This is a genomic window from Psychroflexus planctonicus (genome assembly GCF_014640195.1).
GTDB classification, from domain to species: domain Bacteria; phylum Bacteroidota; class Bacteroidia; order Flavobacteriales; family Flavobacteriaceae; genus Psychroflexus; species Psychroflexus planctonicus.
This window is the reverse complement of record NZ_BMGM01000005.1, coordinates 41,532-62,136: the sequence shown is the minus strand read 5'-3', so window position 1 is coordinate 62,136 and position 20,605 is coordinate 41,532. Positions and strand designations below refer to the sequence as shown.

Genomic DNA, 20,605 nt, shown 5'->3' with positions numbered 1-20,605 from the left:
TTTTAGCGAGCTTTAAAATAATTGAGTAACTGCGTAACATAATTTTGATCGCTTCGGGTATGTATTTTTCCAGAACCAGAGCTTTTGAAGGCTTTTTCAAAATAATCAACTTGTTCTCTATAATTAATTTTATATCTATTTCTGGTTTGTTTTGCCGAAGTATTTACCCATAAGACTTCATTGGTTTCTTGGTCAAAAAATTGAACCATTCCTAAATTAGGCAGCTCTTCTTCCGTTGGGTCAAAAACACGAATGCCAGTAATGTCGTGTCGTTTTGCGGCAATTTTTAGCGAATGATTGTAATCATTGTCTATAAAATCCGAAAGCATAAATACAATGGCTTTCTTTTTCATTACACCGGTTAAAAATTCAAGGGAATCTTTTATGGATGTTTGTTTTTCTTGTGGTTCAAATTCTAACAATTCACGAATTATTCGCAATACATGTGATCTTCCTTTTTTAGGAGGAATGTACAATTCAACTGAATTTGAAAATAAAATCAATCCAATTTTATCGTTATTTTGAGTTGCTGAAAAAGCCAAAGTAGCTGCAATTTCAGTTATGATATTCTTTTTAAATGTTTTCTTGGTTCCAAACTTTGAAGAACCAGAAACATCTACCATTAACATTAAGGTAAGTTCGCGTTCTTCTTCAAATACTTTTACAAATGGTTCGTTATATCTTGCGGTAACATTCCAATCTATAGATCTTACATCGTCTCCAAATTGATATTTCCGAACTTCGCTAAAGATCATACCGCGACCTTTAAAGGTAGAATGGTACTCGCCACCAAAAATATGATCGCTCAGACGGCGAGTTTTGATTTCAATTTTGCGTACTTTCTTTAAGAGCTCTTTGGTATCCATAAAAACGTGATGTTAAACTAGACTCAGGTTTACTTTAAAATACACTATTTATGGTACTTCAATTTCATTAACAATTTTATTAATAATGTCTACTGAAGTAATGTTTTCTGCTTCTGCTTCGTAAGTAATTCCTACTCGATGTCTCAACACATCATATACTACTGCTCGTACATCTTCGGGAACAACGTAACCGCGTCTTTTTATAAACGCGTAACATTTTGCTGCGGTTGCAAGGTTGATACTCCCACGTGGAGATGCTCCAAAACTAATGAGTGGTTTTAAATCTTTTAAATTGTATTGTTCAGGATATCGGGTTGCAAAAACGAGATTCAGAATATATTTTTCTATTTTTTCGTCCATGTACACATCCCGAACTGCAGCTTGTGCAGAGAGTATTTGTGTAGTAGAAACCACAGGATTTACATTGGCAAAACTTCCTGATAAATTAGCTCTTACCACCAACTGTTCTTCATCCATTTTGGGATAATCGATAACAGTTTTCAACATAAAACGGTCTACTTGCGCTTCGGGTAATGGGTAAGTGCCTTCTTGTTCTACTGGGTTTTGGGTAGCCATAACCAAAAAGGGTTTGTCTAAAATAAAAGTTTCATCGCCAATGGTTACTTGTTTTTCCTGCATGGCTTCTAATAGAGCCGATTGTACTTTGGCTGGAGCACGATTAATCTCATCTGCTAATACGAAATTGGCAAAAATGGGTCCTTTTTTAATGCTGAAATCATTTTCTTTGATATTGTAAATCATAGTTCCAACTACATCGGCTGGAAGTAAATCGGGTGTAAACTGAATTCGGCTAAAGCTACCTTGTACTGCTTTGGATAGTGTATTGATGGCCAATGTCTTTGCTAAACCAGGAACACCTTCTAGTAAAATATGTCCTTGGCCAAGTAAACCGATAAGCAAACGATCGATCATGTGTTTTTGACCCACAATTACTTTGTTCATTTCGTTAGTAAGCAAATCTACAAATGCGCTTTCCTTTTGAATTTTTTCGTTGATTGCGGAAATGTCAACTCCCGTATTTTCGTTTTCCATACATTTACTTTTTCAATACTGTTATCAAAAATAATTAGTGCTGCAAATTGGAAAAATAATACAATTTGCCTTGTTAAGGCTTGGTTAAAAAATAAGTGCTTAAAAAGCTGAAAGTCTTATTGTTAAAAGGCTAAGGAATTGTTTACAGAAAAACGCAAAAGATTAAACAAAAAACAATCCCTTTCTATTATTTTAGAAAGGGATTGTTTTTTGTATTGATTGCTAACTTAAAACCTATTTCATCTCCTTTATTAAGTAGACATAAACAGGAAAGTGATCGCTGTAACCATTGGTCCATGCATCGTTAGCAAAACTACGGAATGGATAGCCTTTCCATCTACCTCTTGGATTTCTTAAGTAAGCTGGATTAAAAACTCCTGCTTTGTAAAATCGGTAACTCGAAAAATCATCATCAATGGTTAAGGGTTTAGTCAACATAATTTGGTCAAACAAATCCCAAGAATCTCTCCATGCAATGGTTCCAATTCCTTCGTAAAAAATATTTTCGTAAGGGTTCCAAATATCGGTTGGCGCTTTTAAATCGTCTTTATATCTCTTAGTTTTTAAAACTTCTTTTACACTTTCATTGTACACACCGTCATTTAAGTCACCCATCAGCATTATTTTAGCACTTGGGTCAACTCTTTGTACAGAATCTATTACTTCTTTAGCAGTTTCTGCAGCTTTTACCCTTCTAGGTCTAGATTTTTTTTCTCCACCGCTTCTTGATGGCCAGTGATTCACAAAAAAGTGCATTTCTTCGCCGTCTAACAAACCTTTAACATATAAAACATCTCTAGTGTAATTTCTTTTTGAGCGATCGCTATCACTGTATAAAACCACTTCATAAGGCTTAGAAAATAATGGTCTAAACACATCTTTACGATACAACAAAGCAACATCTATACTCCTTCTGTCTGGAGATTCATGATGAAGAATTCCATAATTGTAGTTTTTTAGTCTAGGATTATTTACTAAATCTTCAAGGACTTGGTAGTTTTCAATTTCGCAAACACCTAAAATGGCTGGTGGATATCCACTTTTTTCAGACCCAATATCAGCTATTACCTTAGCCATATTTTTAATTTTTAGGGGATAAACTCTGGCTGCTTCACCAGGAGACATTCCGCCTATAGGGTTTTGATGATCGTATTTGTTAGGGTCATTAATGGTGTCAAATAGGTTTTCAAGATTGTAAAAGGCAATGGTATTTATTTTATATTCCTTTTCCTGTGCCTTGAGCGATCCTGAAATTAGAATGGCTGTTATTAAACAGATAAATACTTTTAAGATTTTTCTTTGCATATTATTTTATTGTAAAGTTGTTATTTTACCGACGCCAAAAATAAGCATTTAATATTATTTATCTACATTTGCAGCGTTTTCATAATAATTTCTTAAAACAAAAAGTCACAAGTATCACATGAACAAACAATTATTTAAAACGGTTATCTTTTTATTTTTCCCGTTTTGGTTGTTAGCTCAACAAGCTAATATCCAAGGAAAGGTTGTAGATGATGAAACCGAAGAACCAATCCCAAGTGTAAAAGTATATTTGGAAGAAACTGAAATAGCAACACTCACCAACGAGATGGGAGAATTCAGTTTTGAAGGAATCGATATTCCCTTGGGAGAACAAGTATTAATACTCGAATTGGAAGGCTACTTAGGCAAAAAGTATCCCGTAGTTATTTCTGAAGGACAAACCTTAGATTTAGGCTTGTTGTTTTTAAGTGTAGACATTTCTGAAGAGAAGTTTAGAATAGGAACAATTAGTTTATCAGACGATGAAATTGGCGAAGGAGACGACGCTTCATTTAACATATCTGGTTTATTACAAGCTTCTAGAGATACCTATTTACGAGCAGCTGCTTTCGATTTTAGTACAACCTTTTTTAGACCAAGAGGTTACGACAATGCACGTGGTAAAGTTTTGATTAACGGCTTGGAAATGAACAAGCAATTTTCAGGAAGACCACAATGGGGTAACTGGGGTGGTTTAAACGATGTAATTAACAGTAGTCGTGAATTTACTATGTATTCTGAAGCTAACGAGTATAACTTTGGAGACATAGCCGGTACAACTAACTTAATTATGCGCGCTTCGCAAATGCGTAAAGGAGGAAGAGTTTCTTATGCTTTTTCAGACCGAACTTATCAAGGCAGAATGATGGCTAGTTATAACTCAGGTATGAGTAGCAATGGTTGGGCATATTCTGTATTGGCTTCAAGAAGATATGGAGATGAAGGCTTTAGAGAAGGTACATCTTACGATGCCAATTCTTTTTTCTTAGCAGTTGAAAAGCGAATCAATGCTAAACACTCTCTTAACTTAACTAGTTTTTATGCACCAAACATGCGAGGTATTGGTACATCTATAACTCAAGAAGTTAGAGACTTAAAAGGCAGACAATACAATCCAAATTGGGGAATGCAAAACGGAAAAATGCGTAATACACGCATGCGTAGAACAGAAGAACCCGTTTTTGTACTTAGCCATTATTGGGATGTAAATGACAAAATTAAAATAAACACCAATGCCATGTATCAAACTGGCAGATTTGGTACTACAAGAGTAAATAATGGTGGTACTAGATTAGTTGAATTTGAAGGCCAAAGTGTTTACCAAGGTGGCGCTTTAAATCCAAGCCCAATTTATTACCAAAATTTACCTAGTTATTTTTTACGCGACATTAACCCAACAGCATCAGATTATCAAGCAGCTTGGTTTGCTAGAGAAGAGTTTCAACAAGATGGCCAATTTGATTGGAACATGATTTATGAAACCAATTTAAGCAATTTAAATCGTGGTGGAAACTCAACTTATGTGTTGCAGGAAGATAGAGTTGATGATACACAAATCCAATTCAACTCCATCATTGATGCAGAAATTGACGAAAAAATAAGATTTAATGGTAGTTTAAATTACCGTTACTTATTAAGCGAAAACTTTGCTGAATTAGCCGATTTGTTAGGTGGTGAGCAATTTTTAGATGTAGATTTCTTTGCTGAAGAAAGTGCTATTGTTGCAGGTACGCTGCAGGAACTAGCTCAATCTGATATAAGAAACCCAAACCGTACCGTAACAGAAGGTGAGCGTTTTCAATACAATTATGAAGTTGAAGCTAAAGTAGCCAGCGCTTTCGGACAATTTCAATTCAATTTCAATAAAATTGATTTTTACGTAGGAGGTAATTTTGGAAAAACTACTTATCAACGTAATGGTTTATATGAAAACGGATTTTTCCCTGGAAACTTATCATTTGGTAAAGGCGAAGAATTAGATTTTACTACTTACGGAGTAAAGCTCGGTGGAGTTTATAAGATAACAGGAAGACATTTAATTCAATTTAATGCATCACGCATGCAAAATGCTCCTACCATTAGAAATTCTTATAACAACGCAAGACAAAATAATGAAGTGGTTGATGGTTTAACCGAAATAAAAGTAAACTCCGCAGATTTGGGTTACATTTATAGAACACCAAAAATTAAAGCAAGAGCAACTGCATTTTACACCACATTTGAAGATGAAACCAATGTTAACTTTTTCTTTTCTCAAAGCATTGCAAGTACAAGAGTAGATGACGGTGCATCTTTTGTTCAAGAAGTAACTTCAGGTATAGACAGAAGACACGTGGGTCTTGAATTTGGTTTTGAATACCAAATAACCCCAACTATTTTATTAAAAACTGCGGGGAATTTTGGACAATACTTTTATACAAGTAATCCAAATTTATACTTGTCAGGGCGTGACTTTCCAGGAGAACAGTTAACCTTTGGGAGTGGAACAACAGCTATGAAAAATGTTCGCGTTTCTGGCGGACCACAACAGGCGTATCAACTCGGTTTTGAATACAGAGATCCTGATTTTTGGAATGTAGGACTTACTGCTAACTATTTTGCAGATAATTATATCGGGCCAAGCTTTTTTAACCGTTCTGACAACTTCGCTCTAGATGAAGATGAGCTTCCTATCGTAGATTACGACGAAGAAGTTGCACAAGAACTATTGAAGCAAGAAAAATTTCCAGATTATTTTGTTTTCAACTTAACTGGCGGAAAGTCTTGGAAAATAGACGGACCTAACGATAAACGTTATTTTGTTGGCTTTTTTGCTGTAATCGGAAACGTATTGGATCAAGAATTTGTAACGGGTGGTTTTGAACAAAGCCGTACAGCTAATTATACTGATAGAAGAGAGGATTTAATTACAAACTCAGGTGGACCTTTATTTGGAAATCGTTATTTTTACGGTTTCGGAAGAACATATTACTTAAACGCATATATTAGATTTTAAATAAAAAATTACTTAGAAAAATGAAAAATATAAAATTCAAATTTGTTGCTTTTAGCTTACTAATTACATTTGGCTTAGCAATTACATCTTGTGTAGATGATGATTTTGGAATTCCTCAAGCAGGACCACAAGAACCAGTAGAAATTGACGGAACTATAATTCCAATTAGTGCTGTTTTGGGAGAAATTGCTCAAAATGATGCAGTTACTACTTTGTCTTTTGTAGAAGACACTTACGTAGAAGGCTACGTGGTAAGTTCAGATGAAGGAGGAAACTTTTTTAAAGAATTATGGATTCAAGATGCTCCTGAAAACCCAACTGCTGCAATTCGCATAGCAATTGATATTTCTAGTATGTTTGGAACGTATAATGTAGGGAGAAAGATTTATGTAAAATTAGATGGTTTAAGCGTTGGCTTAGATAGTGGAAACCCAAGCATTGGAATTATAAATGGAGACCGCATTAATAGAATTCCTCAAGCTCAAGCTGAAAATGCAATTGTAAGAGATGCAGTTGTAGAAGAAATCATAGCTAAAGAAGTTGGTATGAATGAGCTAAACAGAGACTTGTTAGGTCAATACATCAAGTTTACTTATGCACAATTTCCAGCTGCTTTAGTAGATCAAGGTGTGACTTTTGCATCTGAACCGAACGATGCTTTTGATGCTGAACGTACAATGCAAAGTTGTTTGTCTAATTCGTCTGTTCAGTTAGGTACTAGTACATTCTCAGATTTTAAAGCTATTAGATTGCCTTCAGGAGCTGGTGAAATTAGCGGTGTTTTGTTAAGAGCATTTGCAGATGAAAATTATTTATTCAAAATCAATACCGTTGAAGACATTAACTTTGACCAAGAACGTTGTGATCCAGAACCTTTATGTGAAGGACCAAGCGGCGGATCTGATATTATTTTTGAAGAAGATTTTGAAGGAATTTCTAATATTTCACAGCTTAGCGGATGGATTAATGTAAACACAGAAGGCGGTTCTTTAAACTGGAGAACTGGAAATTTTTCAAATAATACGTACGCTCAAGTATCTGGATTTAACAGCGGTCAGTCTTATGATGCATGGTTAGTAACACCAGAAATTAATTTAAGTAACAGTAGTTTAGAAGAAGTGAGCTTAGACCTAGAAGCTGCTTTTGATAATGGCTCGGGCTTGAGTATCTTAGTAACTGAAAACTTTACTGGAGATGTTTCAACAACAGAATGGACAGAACTAGAAGGTATTGAAATTCCACAAGGACCATCATCTGGTTTTGGTGGATTATCAGCCGCTGGAGCAGAAAATATTTCATGTTTAGAAAATATTCGTTTTGCATTTCGTTACCAAGGTAGTGATCCTGATGGTGTAACCACGCGTTACCACATAGATAATGTCGTAATATCTGGAGAAGCAAACTAAATTTAGTAAGTCAAAAATTTATTCAAAAACGGCTTGGTAAGTAACCAAGCCGTTTTTGTTTTAGTCTATTTTTTAAGGATAACAAAACCCCATAGGTTTCACAAACCTGTGGGGTTTATACCTAAAATAATGCTTAGATAAACCACATACCACTTCTACTTTATAAACAATGACGGTTTATTTACTAAATTTGCTTATTAATTAGCCTTCAACTTGGGAATATATAAACAACTTTTTCAAAATACGTTTTTATACGGTGTAGCATCGGTTGTACCTAGAATGCTTTCGGTAATCTTGGTACCACTGTATACAGATGTATTAAAAAGTGCTTCCTTTGGAGACTACGCCATTATTTTTACCTACTTCGTTATCTTCAATGTAATTTTAGCTTACGGAATGGAAACTGCTTTTTTTCGATTCTATAACAAAGAAACCGACAAAAGCAAAGTTACTCAAACGGCTAATTGGTCTATTATAACTACTACTTTCTTATTTGTTATTTTAGGCTTCAGCTTTTTTGATGCAGTTCAATCTTTTACTAGAATTGAACCTGAAATCTTAAAATTAATCATCTGGATTTTAGCTTTTGATGCGCTAGCTATTATTCCGTTTGCTTGGTTAAGAGCAAACAGTAAACCGCTTCAATTTGCAGTCATAAAAATTATAAACGTAGGCATAAACTTAGGCCTAAATGTATTTCTGCTTATTTACTTGCCTAAATTGGCTAAACACTTCCCTTTTTTCGAATCTATTTACTTTCCAGAATATGAAGTGCATTACATTTTTTGGTCAAATTTTATAGCAAGTGGTTTCACTTTATTGCTGTTATCAGGATTTTTTCAAAAAATGAAATTATCCTTTAATTGGCAATTATGGAAAGCCATGATGAAATATGCTTTACCAGTTTTAGTGGCCGGAGTCGCTTTTTCCATCAATGAAGTTATTGACCGTTTATTTCTTGAACGCTTATTACCTGCAGATATCGCCAAAGAACAAATCGGAATCTATTCAGCTTGTTACAAACTTGGTATGTTTATGACTTTGTTTGCTACTGCATTTCGTTTAGGAATAGAACCTTTTTTCTTCAGTCATGCAACAAGCAGAAACCCTAAAAAAGCCTACGCCTTAATTACTAAATATTTTGTAATCGTAGGTTCGGCTATTCTATTGGTAGTTCTAGTTTTTATCGACCCGTTAAAAGAGTTATTTATTAGAAATGAAAGTTACTGGGAAGCGATGAAAATTGTTCCCATTATTTTGTTGGCCAATCTGTTTTTAGGAATTTATCATAATTTATCTGTTTGGTATAAAATAACAGACAAAACTCGTTTTGGGGCATATATTTCAAGCTTTGGAGCAGTAAGCACTATTGTTTTAAACCTTTGGTTAATTCCTATCATTGGGTACGTTGGTTCAGCGGCAGCTACTTTATTTGCCTATTCCAGCATGGCCATTTTATCTTATTTCATAGGTAAGAAACATTATGCTGTGCCTTATGCTATGAGCAAAATTATAGCTTACCTTGGGGTTTCCATCTTATTTTCCGTACTTTCGTTTTATGTATTTAGGGAAAATTATTTTATAGGAATTGGTTTTATTCTTGCTTTTGTAAGTTTAATTTATGTATTCGAAAAACAAGAACTTTTTGCCCTAATCAATAAAGATAAAAATGAAAATTAGTATCATCAATCGTTCTGCTCATGCCTTACCAAACTACGAAACTTCACAATCTGCAGGAGTAGACTTAAAAGCAAATATAAACGAAGCAATAAGCTTAAAAAGTTTAGATCGCTGTTTAGTAAAAACTGGCCTATTTATCGCTTTACCTAAAGGTTATGAGGCGCAAGTAAGACCCAGAAGCGGTTTGGCATTAAAAAAAGGAATAAGCGTACTGAATTCGCCTGGAACCATAGACGCAGATTACCGAGGAGAAATTGGTGTTATTTTAATCAATTTATCTAAGGAAGAATTTACTATTCAAAACGGAGATCGTATTGCTCAGTTAGTGATTGCAAGACATGAGCAAGCCGAATGGATTGAAGTAGAAGAACTTGATGAAACCACACGTGGAGTAGGTGGTTTTGGAAGTACAGGAAATAAATAATAAAAAAATTACAGATTAATACACTACCAAAATGAAGATAATTGTACCCATGGCCGGAAGAGGCTCAAGATTAAGACCACATACATTAACTGTTCCAAAACCATTGATTCCTATTGCTGGAAAACCCATCGTGCAACGTTTGGTAGAAGATATTGCAAAGGTGTTGAACGAGCCATTAGACGAAGTTGCTTTTGTTATTGGTAAAGATTTTGGAAATCAAGTTGAAAAAGACTTGACAAAAATTGCTGAAGATTTGGGAGCAAAAGCCAGCATTTATATTCAAGATGAGCCGCTTGGAACTGGGCACGCCATCATGTGTGCAAAAGATTCACTTTCTGGTCCAGCTGTGGTAGCTTATGCAGATACGCTTTTTAAAGCAGATTTTAATTTAGATAAATCTGCAGATGCTGTAATTTGGGTTAAACAAGTTGAAAACCCAAGTGCTTATGGTGTTGTAAAAATGAATGATAATGGAAACATTACTGATTTAGTTGAAAAACCAGAAGAATTTGTTTCAGATTTGGCCGTTATCGGTATATATTATTTTAAAGATGTTGCTGTTTTAAAGAACAAGTTGCAATCGGTTTTAGATGAAAACATCATCCGTGGTGGAGAGTATCAAATTAACGATGGCATTGAAAAAATGAAGCAAGACGGAGCTATTTTTAAACCCGGACAAGTTGATGAATGGATGGATTGCGGAAATAAAAATGTAACTGTTGAAACCAATTCTAGAATGTTAAATTTCATTAAGAAAGAAAATGATGAAGTCTTGGTCAATCCTAATCATACCAACGAGAACAGTACCATTATTTCTCCATGCTATATAGGTGAAAATGTAGTACTAAAAAATTCAATTATAGGTCCAAATGTTTCAGTTGGAAACGGAACGGTTATAGAAAATTCAGAAATTACCCACAGCCTTATTCAAGAACAAGCAGAAATAAAGAATGCTAAATTGAATAATTCTATGATAGGAAATCATGCTAAATTCAATGGTAATTTTACCAGTATAAGCATAGGTGATTATTCAGCTTTAGAATAAAATTATAAAATGAAATATGCTTTTGTATTTGTTAGTTTGCTTTTGGTGTTTTCACCCATCCTATCCTACGCTCAAGAACCAGATGAAGTAAAAGAAGTAAATCAAGACGATTTAGGTAATGTGGAAGACAAATTTCAAGAATTGTTTTTCAAGGCCATCAAATTGCGCGCTATTGAAAATTACAATCAAGCTATTGAAACCCTAGATAAATGTTTAAAAATCGATAAAAAGGAAGCGGCTGTTTATGTTGAATTAGGAAAGAACTATATAGCCATAGAAAGCCTTGATAAAGCAGAAAAAAACTTTGTAAAAGCTATTGAACTATTAGATGGTGAACAAAAAATACAAACGCAACTTCTGTTGTTCGATGTTCTGAAAAACCAAAAAAAGTATAATGAAGCTGCTCAATTAGCACAAAATTTAATTGATAAGGGTGAAGATAAAGAAATTGAACTTATTGAAATATACATGCTCTTAGAAGATTTCTCAAAGGCTTTAGATGAAATTGAACTACTAGAGAAAGAAAAAGGATATACCAACTTAACCAACAATTTTAGAGATGCTATTTTCAAAACCAATAACAATTATGAAAAAGCAATAACTTATTATAAAAATAGAATAGATCAAAATCCTTTAAATGAAGACAATTACTTTCGGTTAATTAATTTTTACAAATTGCAGGATAATTCTGAAGCTATTTTAAAAACAGCTAAAGCCTTAGAGCAAATTAATCCTTTGCAAGATGAGCTTCCTTTTATTTTAAGCATTGTTCACTTACAAGAAAACAAACCTGAAAAAGCATTTGAGTATGCCAAAAAAGTGCTTAAAAACAATGCCTTAGACGAGCAGGTTAAAACCCAACTCATCCAAGCTTTTAAGAAATTTGTAGCAGCTAACCCAGCTTATCAAACCCAATTTGTAGCGCTGTTAGATTTAGCCATAGAAGAAGGAGAAAGCGCAGCCAGCAATCAAGAACGGGCAGAATTTTACTTGCAAAGAGATGTGCAAAAAGCACTGGAGTATTATCAACAAGCTTTGGTAGACCAACCCAATAGTTTTGAGCTGCATCAAAAAATAATTGTGCTTCAATTAAAAGAAGAAATGTACCAAAACGCCTTAACTTCTGCTGAAAATGCATTGGAAGTTTTTCCAGCACAAGTGGTTTTTTACTATTTTAAAGGAAGAGCTTTATACGGCTTAACACAATATGATGAAGCCATTTCAGTTTTAGAAGAAGGATTAAGTTACTTATTTGAAACTTCGCAATTAGAAGTAGATTTACTTGAGCTTTTAGCAGAAACCCATTTTCAATTAGAAAACAATACCCAAGCAGAAACCTACCAAAAGAAAGCCTTAAATGCAAAACAGAAGTTGGATAAAATGGAATAAGTCAAATTTAGGTTTGATTTTAATAGTGTTGATTTTAAGCTCTTGTGGGCCAAAAAAGTTTATACCCGAAGACGGACTAACTGCCAAAAATGCAAAAGCGGCAGTGGCAATTCACGAAAAGCAAAACCCTGATTTTAAAACTATAAATGGTAAAATTAGAGCTGCTTACCAAGATGAAGACAACCGGCAAAGCGTCACCATAACTTACCGTATCGAAAAAGATAAAACCATTTGGATGAGTGTGAAAGCGCTTTTTATTACCGTTGCTAAATTAAAAATTACACCAGACCGAGTTCAGTTTTATGAAAAACTACAAGGCCAGTATTTTGATGGAGATTTTCAGCTTGTAAGCAAAGTGTTGGGTGTAGATGTAGATTTTAACGGATTGCAAAATATGCTTTTTGGGCAAAGTGTTTATCCGCTAAAAGCCAATATAAACAATGCAAAACTAGAGACTAACTTTTTTGTGTTTACACATCAAATCAATCCATTTTTACAGCAAGAAGCCAAAATAAACACAACCGATTTTACGCTGCGACAACAATTGGTAAAACACAACAACCAAACCGATTTTTTAAGTGTAGATTACCCCAAATTTCAGGAATTAAATAAAGCGCCATTCCCAAAAGAAATTTATATTTTAGCCAAACAGAAAGATAAAACCGTGAAAATCAATATTGAGTATCGCGATGTTCGAGTTGATGAAGACTTGAGTTTTCCTTTCGAAATTCCTAGTAGTTATGAAGAAATTGTATTCTAATGAAGAAGCTTAAAACATACCTATTTCTGCTTTTGGCTTTTGGTTTTTGTACCACAGTTGTTGCGCAAACACAAAGCCAATTAGAAGCTCAACGTCGTGCTGTAGAAAAAGAAATTCAGCAAATTAGCGAAATTCTAAAGGCTACAAAAAAAGAAGAAAGCTCCTTGGTAGACCAAGTTAATTATTTAGAAGAGCAAATTAGAGTTACCGAAAAACTGATTAAAGTAAATAACCAAGAAGCCAATTTGTTGACGGCTAAAATCAATGAAAATGCCAAAAAAATTGATGCTTTACGCGATGAGTTAGAAACTTTAAAAACGGAGTATGCGCAAATGATTGTAAAGTCTTACCAAAGTAGGTCTGAACAAAACAGAATCATGTTTTTGTTTTCTTCCGAAAACTTTCAGCAAGCTTATAAGCGTATTCAGTACATGAAGCAACATGCAGACTACAGACAAAAACAAGGCGAAAGAATTGCAGAACAAAGCCTTGCTTTAGAAGAATTAAACGCAACCTTATTCAACCAAAAGAAAGAAAAAGAAGCTGTTTTAGCTAAAAACAGACAGGCAAAAAATCAGTTACTTGAAAACAAAAAAGAACAAGAAGTTTTGATTGCTGAAATTAGAAAAGATGAAAAAAAGTATGTGCAAGAAATTCAAGGAAAGCAAAAAGAAATTATCCGAATTGAAAAAGAAATAGACCGATTAATTAAAGAAGCCATTGCCGCTGAAAACAAAAAACGCGGTTCAACATCTTCATCGGTTTATAAACTTACACCAGCTGGAGAAGCACTTGCAAAAGATTTTGAAAAGAACAAAGGAAAATTACCTTGGCCAGTAGAACGCGGCTTATTGAGTATGCGCTTTGGTGTGAATAAAAGCCATATCAACAATAACCTGAAAGTAATCAGTAACGGCATTCGGATAGAAACAGAAGACAACGCTGTGGCACGCTCCATATTTGAAGGTGAAGTTGTTCAAATTAGCCTGATTCGTGGTGCCAATAAAATGGTATTGGTTAGACATGGTAATTACTTGAGCATTTACAGAAACTTGACAAACTTGTACGTAAAAACGCATCAGAAAATTAAAACAGGAGATAAAATTGGAGACATAGGCAAAGACCCTTCTTCCGGAAAAACAGTACTTTCTTTTGTATTGGCCAAAAATGCTACCAAGTTAGATCCAGCAGAGTGGATTATGCAGATGTAGATTTATTTCACATATTTAACTTTCAAATTTATATATGGCACTTTAAAATAGTCCTTTTTAAAAACAGATTTCATATAGTCTTTATTCCATTTTTTGCCACGATATCTTTTAAAAGTGATTTTTTCTTCCGAATGTGTATACAATAAATTCGGATAGGTTAAATACATGCTATTTTTAGGTGAAGTGTCGTTTGGATTTATCGTTTCTACTCCAATAAAAAAACCGTCCTTAGGTAGAAATAAGTTTTTGTTCTTTAAGTTGATCTTAATCGTTTTATTCTTATTCTCAGGTCGAATAATTATGTTTTCATATGAAAGTAGTTCTCCAGGGAAATTGTTTTCATCTTTTTTGTAGAATGAAATTCTGTAATAAGTTTTATATAAATCAAATAAGGTTTCGTCTTGTTTTTTAAATTTCAATTTTAATTCTTCTAATTTTGCTAACTTTCGTTTTTTGTTATTTATAAAAACAGAAACTTCATAACCAAATGGTACTGAAGACGTAAAAACTGTTTTTTTATTAGTTCCTAGGTTGTCAGCAAACCAATTATACTTTGTTTTTTTATCTGAAATATACACTTCATTAAGAAAATCGTTTTTTGGTACTAGCTTAATATTTAGATTGTTATTCTTATCTTTTTTGAAATCTGAAAGTTTAAAAGATTTAGTTTCATATCCGATATGAGAAACAATTAATGAATCTCCAAAATCAACTTCTTTTAAATTTATTGTATAATAGCCATCTTGATTTGAGTAAGTCCCTTTATCCAAATTTTTAAATGCAATATTTACGAAAGATAATTTGTTTTCATTCGTGATATCAATTACATAACCTTCCAGTTTTTGAGAATTAACTTGGAAGTAAAATGTACTGAAAAAGATAAAAAACAATATTTTCATATCAAATTGATGTAAGTACAAGTTAAAACCCACTAAGACACGAATAGCATTCTTTACATATTAGAAATATTTTTTCTGAAGTATATAGGATTAATTTAGCGATAAAACCCAATTCTTCACTTTTTGCAGCACTTCTTCAGAGATGGTTTCTTCAATTTCTGCATATTCTGAAACATCACCTGTTTCTGAAGTTTGGAATAAGTGATTTTTCTTCGAAAAAGTAATCACTTCGTTTTTCTTGTTCTTTTTAAGAATAATGCTTTTCATTTTATCTGCATTTTCTTTAGCTGAAACTTGCATATCTTTTTCAGCAAAAATTGCCAAAATGGGTAATTCTAAATTTTTTAAATAATTTTCAGGCTTGTACTTTAAAAAGTAAACCATCCACGGATTGGTGTAAGCACTTACCATGGTTTTAATGTACTGCTCATTTGTCAAACCCATACTGCCTCCAATTTCTGGATACTCTGCTGTTACACTTTTAAAATATGTGTTTAAATTTTCAGCAAGACTTTCAATTTGGTCTATTTCATGCTGATTAATTATTTGGTAAGCAGCTTTATTAATTTGTGCATTCAATGCAATTTCATCGCTTCCAATTCCAGAAGATAAGCTGACCAACTCTTGTTGTTTTAACATTAATTCACTTATGGGTATAGTTGGTGGAGCTAACAATACTAAAAAGTCCACCGTATTTTTGTAGGAATCTGCAAGTAATGGAGCAATCATTCCACCTTCGCTGTGGCCATATAAACCAATGGTATTGGAAGTAAATCGTTCGTCATTTTTCAAAAATTCAACAGCAGCATAAACATCTTCCATAAAATCTTTAGAAGTTGCGCTGCTAAAATCTCCTTCTGAAGCTGCTGTTCCCCGATCATCATAGCGTAAAACACCAATGCCATTCCGGGTGAAGTAATCTGCTGCAACTAAAAATGGTTTGTGTCCTAAAATCTCAGAATTTCGATCTTGCGCACCGCTTCCAGAAATCATGACTACAATTGGGAAATTGGTTTTATTTTTAGGATAGGTAAGTGTTCCTGCTAACCAAATGCTATCTTTTTTATTTAAAAACTGAACTTCTTCTTCATGATAGGGAAAAGGTGGTTGAGGTTCTTGTGGTCTATTTAGCTTTTTCTCTTCAACCTGTTTTTTTGTTCTGTCTAAATCTAACTTTGCTGCTAAAGCACCTTGTTTAAATACACCTTGAATTTGCCCTTCAATTAACTTTCCCTCATAGCTAATTCCTAAAGCTTTAATTTGTAGTTGTAAACTATCATTTTTAAAAGAAACTTTATCAATTGGAATACCGAAAGATTTTTGTTCTGGACTATCTAATTTGCCTGTCCATTGGTTATTTTCTGTAGCTTCAAAATGAAACACCAGTGGAATATGTATTCCTTGTGTAGATAAATTAGAATACCAAGTGCCATCAATTTGAGCATGAAGTTGTACGGATAAAAGGCAGATTATTGCAAATAAAAAACGAATACAAATTTTCATAAGGAATTGAAATTTATGCTAAAAGTACATCAATTCTTTGAAACTTGTATTCGCCTTAAATGAAATCTGAATTAAGTTTTATTCTATTTCAGAAATACGTAATGTATTAACCATTCCTTTATCTTCGATAGGCATGGCAGCTAAGTTAATTGAAAAATCTCCAGCAGCCACAAAGCCGTGTTTTTTAGCCATATCGTTTACATCTTTAATCGTTTCGTCTGTGCTGCTAAATTTGTCATAGTAAAACGCATTTACACCCCAAAGTAAACTCAATTGTGTTAGAATACGTTTATTAGAAGTAAAGGCTAAAATATCTGCGCTAGGTCTCCAAGCTGAAATTTGAAAAGCAGTGTAACCACTATTGGTAAGTGTACAAATAGCACTTGCTTTAATTTCGTTTGCCATAACCGCAGCATGATAACAAATAGATTTAGTAATATAGCGTTTTGTGCGAATGTGTGGTGCTTGTTGTGGAACTCTAATTAAAGGAGAATTTTCTACACTTTTAATTACTTGACTCATTTTCTGAATAACCTGAACAGGGTATTTCCCAACAGAAGTTTCTCCGCTAAGCATAACAGCATCTGCACCATCCATTACAGAGTTAGCCACATCGTTTACTTCTGCACGTGTTGGCGTTAAGCTGGTAATCATGGTTTCCATCATTTGTGTGGCAATGATTACTGGAATACGAGCTTCTTTGGCTTTCAGCACTAATTTTTTCTGAATTAATGGCACTTCGTGCGCAGGAACTTCTACACCTAAGTCGCCACGAGCAACCATTAAACCATCACAATATGCAATAATTTTATCGATGTTGGTTACGCCTTCTGGCTTTTCAATTTTAGCAACTATTGGTATTTTATACTTGCTGTGCTTTTTGATTAGTTTTTGTAATATTTTTAAATCACTTGCATAGCGCACAAAAGACAAAGCAATCCAATCTACTTCTAACTCGCAAGCAAATTTTGCGTCTTTTATATCTTTTTCAGTTAAGGCAGGAAGCGAAATTTTTGTATTGGGTAAGTTAACTCCTTTTCTAGATTTTAAAGGTCCACCTTGAACAACTTTGGTTTCAACAGCATCTTTTCGGTTGGTAGAAACTACTTCAAAAATCAATTTACCATCGTCTAGCAAAATGCGTTCTCCCGGATTTACGTCTTGAGGGAAAGTTTCATAATTCATGAACACTTGGTTGGCGTCTCCTTCAAATTCCTTTCCCGTTTTAAAGGTAATGGTGTCTCCTTTGCTTACCATTACATCTTCTTTCATCTTGCCTACACGTAATTTTGGGCCTTGTAAATCGGCAAGAATTCCAGCATTTAAGCCGTATTCTTCGTTTAATTCTCGAATCATTTTTACTCGCTCTTTTACGTCTTCGTAATCAGCATGAGAAAAATTAATTCTAAAAATATTAGCTCCTTCTTCTAGCATTTCTCGTAACACAGACTTTTCTGAAGTGGCGGGTCCTAGGGTTGCTACAATTTTAGTTTTTTTAAGTTTGTCCATTAATGAAATATTAAGTTTTCTGGTGTTTTAATTATGTTGTTATCAATTTGATAAGCTGTTGCAATTTGTTTTATAGAATTAAGCTGATACAACAGACTTTTGTAATTTACTTGGTCTAATGTTGCTTCTTCTATTTTTATAAAATAATCTACTGTTTTTAGTTCAGGAATTAAATGCCGAATTCGGTATTCTTCATTTGTTTCTTTAGAAAATAGATTTCCTGTAGGGTTTAATTTTTGTTCTCTGCTATACGATTTGTTGGCTACAAAGTATACTTTACTTTGCAATTCTTTTGAATAGTATTCGTACCAAGGAAAAAGAGCAATTGCATCTTTGTAATAAAAATCAATATCAAATTCTGCTCTCTGTAAGTTGATGTTTACTTCTTTGTTGATGAAATAAGCTAACTGATACATTTCTGTTGAAGCATTAATTCCAACCAATAAAAAGTCTGTACTTACTAACTCGTCAAGCATCAACTTATTCTTTTTCATTTTGTTGTATAACAAAGAATGTTAAAAGTACGGAGATATCAGCAACTAAAAAAATAATTTGCTAATCAATATGATTTTGAAGCACATAGTAAGCACGCCTAGATGCCTTCTCTTCTGCCTTTTTCTTTGAGACTTCTCGTGCTTTCGAAATATTTTCGTTGTTGATAAATAGTTTTACTTCAAAATACTTCAAACCATCCAAGCCGTCTTCTTCGTTATTTTGGTACTCAAATTGATAATGCATTTTTTGGCACCATTCTATCATTAAACTTTTGTAGCTAATTACTTTACCTTCCAACTTTTTTAAATCTACATGCGGTTCAATAATTTTTGAATAAATAAAGGTTTCGCAAAATTTGTAACCTTTGTCTAAATAAATTGCACCTACTAAAGCTTCAAATAAATTCCCATGTATGTTTTTTCCTACGTGTTTATTGCTCACTTTAGAAATCAGTAAATCAATTAAATTTAAATCTTCTCCCAACTGATTTAAGTTTTTTCGACTTACAATTTTCGATCTCATTTTAGTTAGATAGCCTTCGTCACCGTGTGGTGCTTCATCAAAAAGGTAGCAGGAAATAACGGCTCCTAAGATAGAATCGCCTAAAAACTCTAAGCGTTCGTAATTCACTTCGTTGCCAAAACTGTCTAATTTTTTTGCTGAAGAGTGAATAAATGCCTTTTCATAAATGGAAATATTTTTGGGTTTAAAACCTAAAATAGGTACGATTTTAGCATAAAGAATCCCGTTCTTTTCAGAACGGGATTTGATTATTTTATTCAAGAAACTCATCCGATCTAAAAATTACTCTAACTTTTTAAAGACAACACAAGCATTGTGACCGCCAAACCCGAAAGTATTGCTCATTACAATGTTTAATTCTCGTTTTTGTGCCTTGTTTAAAGTTAGATTCAATTCTGGATCTATGTTTTCATCTGCTACTTCATGATTTATGGTTGGAGGAACAATATTGTGTTTCATCGCTAAAATAGAAGCGATGGCTTCAATTGCTCCAGCTGCACCCAATAAGTGCCCTGTCATAGATTTGGTAGAATTAATATTGATGTTTTTAGCATGTTCGCCAAAAACTTCTTTAATAGCTTTTAATTCTGCCACATCACCAAGTGGTGTAGAAGTACCGTGCGTATTAATGGCATCTACATCTTCAGGTTTTAAGCCTGCATTTTGTAAACAATTTTTCATAACGGCAATTACACCAATTCCATCAGGATGTGGTGCCGTCATGTGGTAAGCGTCTGAAGACAAACCACCGCCAACAAGTTCTGCATAAATTTTTGCACCTCTTGCTTTAGCGTGTTCGTATTCTTCTAATACCAAAGCTCCAGCTCCTTCGCCCAGTACAAATCCGTCACGAGTTGCATCAAAGGGACGCGAAGCCGTTTGTGGATTTTCGTTTCTGGTTGAAAGCGCGTGCATGGCGTTAAATCCACCCATTCCTGCTTCGGTTACTGCAGCTTCACTTCCACCCGTTACAACCACATCGGTGTAGCCTAAACGAATAGAGTTTAGCGCATCAATCATTGCGTTTGCAGAAGATGCACAGGCTGAAACGGTAGTGTAGTTGGGTCCCATGAAACCATGTTTGATAGAAATATTACCAGGAGCAATATCGGCTATCATTTTAGGAATAAAGAAAGGATTAAATCGTGGTGTGCCATCGCCTTTGGCATAAGAAATCACTTCGTTTTGAAAAGTTTCTAAGCCGCCAATTCCAGCACCCCAAATTACGCCCACTCGGTATTTGTCTACAACATCTAAATTTAATTCAGAATCTTTTATAGCTTCATCTGCAGCTACAATAGCATATTGAGCAAATTTGTCAAGACGCCTAACTTCTTTTCGATCAAAGAAATCTTCTGTGTTGAAGTTTTTAATTTCACAAGCGAATTTGGTTTTAAACTTTTCGGTATTGTAATACGTAATGGGCGCTGAACCGCTTTTACCTTCTATAAGAGCAGTCCAATATTCATTTAAATTATTACCGATAGGCGTGAGCGCACCCATACCTGTAACAACAACTCGCTTTAATTCCATGAAATTAAAT

The 20,605-nt window shown here is 34.0% G+C and carries 17 protein-coding genes; 8 read left to right on the top strand and 9 right to left on the bottom strand.

Going from position 1 to position 20,605, the window contains the following annotated elements; translation table 11 throughout:
• Positions 1-2: 2 nt before the first annotated feature.
• The 3 genes from IEV72_RS06370 to IEV72_RS06360 all read right to left on the bottom strand — a co-directional run bounded on the left by IEV72_RS06370 (position 3) and on the right by IEV72_RS06360 (position 3,224).
• Positions 3-866, bottom strand: a complete 864-nt coding sequence (locus IEV72_RS06370; protein WP_188458270.1) for a DUF58 domain-containing protein — start codon at positions 864-866, stop codon at positions 3-5.
• 48 nt (positions 867-914) lie between these two features.
• Positions 915-1,919: an AAA family ATPase gene (locus IEV72_RS06365; RefSeq protein WP_188458269.1), complete on the bottom strand. Its 1,005-nt coding sequence runs from the start codon at positions 1,917-1,919 to the stop codon at positions 915-917.
• A gap of 234 nt (positions 1,920-2,153) precedes the next feature.
• The gene (locus IEV72_RS06360; RefSeq protein WP_188458268.1) at positions 2,154-3,224 is read right to left on the bottom strand and encodes an endonuclease/exonuclease/phosphatase family protein; all 1,071 of its coding nucleotides are present in this window, start codon (positions 3,222-3,224) and stop codon (positions 2,154-2,156) included.
• 118 nt (positions 3,225-3,342) lie between these two features.
• Here IEV72_RS06360 and IEV72_RS06355 point away from each other — a divergent pair, with 118 nt between their 5' ends.
• The 8 genes from IEV72_RS06355 to IEV72_RS06320 all read left to right on the top strand — a co-directional run bounded on the left by IEV72_RS06355 (position 3,343) and on the right by IEV72_RS06320 (position 14,134).
• Positions 3,343-6,219, top strand: coding sequence for a TonB-dependent receptor (locus tag IEV72_RS06355; RefSeq protein WP_188458267.1), 2,877 nt, complete (start codon positions 3,343-3,345; stop codon positions 6,217-6,219).
• A gap of 20 nt (positions 6,220-6,239) precedes the next feature.
• Positions 6,240-7,625 (top strand): DUF5689 domain-containing protein, encoded by a 1,386-nt coding sequence (locus tag IEV72_RS06350; RefSeq protein WP_188458266.1) that lies wholly within the window; start codon positions 6,240-6,242, stop codon positions 7,623-7,625.
• Positions 7,626-7,838: 213 nt separating this feature from the next.
• Positions 7,839-9,305 (top strand): lipopolysaccharide biosynthesis protein, encoded by a 1,467-nt coding sequence (locus IEV72_RS06345; RefSeq protein ID WP_188458265.1) that lies wholly within the window; start codon positions 7,839-7,841, stop codon positions 9,303-9,305.
• Positions 9,295-9,729 (top strand): dUTP diphosphatase, encoded by a 435-nt coding sequence (dut, locus tag IEV72_RS06340; protein WP_188458264.1) that lies wholly within the window; start codon positions 9,295-9,297, stop codon positions 9,727-9,729. The genes IEV72_RS06345 and dut overlap by 11 nt, the downstream gene beginning before the upstream one ends.
• A 31-nt stretch (positions 9,730-9,760) precedes the next feature.
• A complete protein-coding gene (locus IEV72_RS06335; RefSeq protein ID WP_188458263.1) occupies positions 9,761-10,774 on the top strand; it encodes a sugar phosphate nucleotidyltransferase in 1,014 nt (337 codons plus the stop codon).
• A 9-nt stretch (positions 10,775-10,783) separates the two neighbouring features.
• Positions 10,784-12,163, top strand: coding sequence for a tetratricopeptide repeat protein (locus IEV72_RS06330; protein WP_188458262.1), 1,380 nt, complete (start codon positions 10,784-10,786; stop codon positions 12,161-12,163).
• On the top strand, positions 12,132-12,923 hold the full coding sequence (gene lolB1, locus IEV72_RS06325) for a lipoprotein insertase outer membrane protein LolB1 (protein ID WP_188458261.1): 792 nt from the start codon (positions 12,132-12,134) through the stop codon (positions 12,921-12,923). Before IEV72_RS06330 ends, lolB1 begins: the two co-directional genes overlap by 32 nt.
• Positions 12,923-14,134 (top strand): murein hydrolase activator EnvC family protein, encoded by a 1,212-nt coding sequence (locus tag IEV72_RS06320; protein ID WP_188458260.1) that lies wholly within the window; start codon positions 12,923-12,925, stop codon positions 14,132-14,134. Before lolB1 ends, IEV72_RS06320 begins: the two co-directional genes overlap by 1 nt.
• Positions 14,135-14,136: 2 nt before the next feature.
• Here IEV72_RS06320 and IEV72_RS06315 read toward each other — a convergent pair whose 3' ends face one another.
• The 6 genes from IEV72_RS06315 to fabF form a co-directional block, all read right to left on the bottom strand.
• Entirely contained in the window at positions 14,137-15,033 is an 897-nt protein-coding gene (locus tag IEV72_RS06315; RefSeq protein ID WP_188458259.1) for a carboxypeptidase-like regulatory domain-containing protein, read from the bottom strand.
• 90 nt (positions 15,034-15,123) lie between these two features.
• On the bottom strand, positions 15,124-16,536 hold the full coding sequence (locus tag IEV72_RS06310) for an alpha/beta hydrolase family protein (protein WP_188458258.1): 1,413 nt from the start codon (positions 16,534-16,536) through the stop codon (positions 15,124-15,126).
• A gap of 78 nt (positions 16,537-16,614) precedes the next feature.
• Positions 16,615-18,045 carry a pyruvate kinase gene (pyk, locus tag IEV72_RS06305; RefSeq protein WP_188458257.1) on the bottom strand — a complete coding sequence of 477 codons (1,431 nt, stop codon included), beginning with the start codon at positions 18,043-18,045 and terminating at the stop codon, positions 16,615-16,617.
• Positions 18,045-18,539, bottom strand: a complete 495-nt coding sequence (locus IEV72_RS06300) for an IPExxxVDY family protein (RefSeq protein ID WP_188458256.1) — start codon at positions 18,537-18,539, stop codon at positions 18,045-18,047. Before IEV72_RS06300 ends, pyk begins: the two co-directional genes overlap by 1 nt.
• A 61-nt stretch (positions 18,540-18,600) precedes the next feature.
• Entirely contained in the window at positions 18,601-19,332 is a 732-nt protein-coding gene (rnc, locus tag IEV72_RS06295) for a ribonuclease III (protein ID WP_188458255.1), read from the bottom strand.
• A gap of 12 nt (positions 19,333-19,344) precedes the next feature.
• Entirely contained in the window at positions 19,345-20,595 is a 1,251-nt protein-coding gene (gene fabF, locus IEV72_RS06290; protein WP_188458254.1) for a beta-ketoacyl-ACP synthase II, read from the bottom strand.
• Between the last annotated feature and the right edge of the window lie 10 nt (positions 20,596-20,605).